Here is a 653-nt window from a genome sequence, read left to right on the forward strand (position 1 = left end):
GCGAGACGGACCGCGGCCCGGTGGGCGAGCGTCGGGTTCGTCGGGTCGGTGGCCAGGACGAACTGGTTGAGGTCGGCGCCCATCACGCCTCCTTGCTGATGCTGTTGCAGTAGTCCTCGAAGTCCTCGTCGAGGGAGGGCTGCCGGTTGTCGAGGCCGAGCCAGTGGAGGAGGCCGGGGACGCGGACGGATGGGGCGGCGAGGATCGCGTCGAGCGACGGGGCCTGCTGCTGCACGGTGGCGTCCATCAGGCCACCGCCTGCGGGTGCTGCTGCTGCCAGCGCCGGAAGTTGGCGTAGCGGGCGTGGACGGCGGCGACACGGTCGAGGTATTCGGTGTTCGTCCACGGCTTGGCGCCCTTCGCGCGCCGCTGCCATTCCAGCTCGACGGCGATCAGCGATTCCTCTTCGAGGTCTTCCAGCCGGCGGGGCTCCAGGACGGTGCTCACGCGGCCACCGCCATCAATGCCATGGCGGCTGGCGGCTGCGGGAGGCGCGAGTCGATCGCGTTCAGCAGCGCCTGGACGACGCCGGAGAGCATCGCGAAGTCGATGACGGCAACCGGCCGACCGTCCTCGATGGCCTGCCAGATCGGGGCGTGCACTTCGCGGACCGAGTCCACGACCCCGGCGAGCCCAGGGTCCAAGTCGAGGAT

The 653-nt window shown here is 70.4% G+C and carries 3 protein-coding genes; all 3 read right to left on the reverse strand.

All coding sequences use genetic code 11. The annotated features are described in order from the left end of the window. Positions 1 to 82 precede the first annotated feature (82 nt). A complete protein-coding gene (locus tag ACYVGQ_RS18710; protein ID WP_381242744.1) occupies positions 83 to 247 on the reverse strand; it encodes a hypothetical protein in 165 nt (54 codons plus the stop codon). Then, a complete protein-coding gene (locus ACYVGQ_RS18715) occupies positions 247 to 447 on the reverse strand; it encodes a hypothetical protein (RefSeq protein ID WP_381242743.1) in 201 nt (66 codons plus the stop codon). Before ACYVGQ_RS18715 ends, ACYVGQ_RS18710 begins: the two co-directional genes overlap by 1 nt. Next, a partial coding sequence (locus tag ACYVGQ_RS18720) for a hypothetical protein (protein WP_460786200.1) occupies positions 444 to 653 on the reverse strand: 210 nt, incomplete at its 5' end. The genes ACYVGQ_RS18715 and ACYVGQ_RS18720, both read right to left, overlap by 4 nt.

The organism is Microbacterium tumbae, assembly GCF_054780175.1.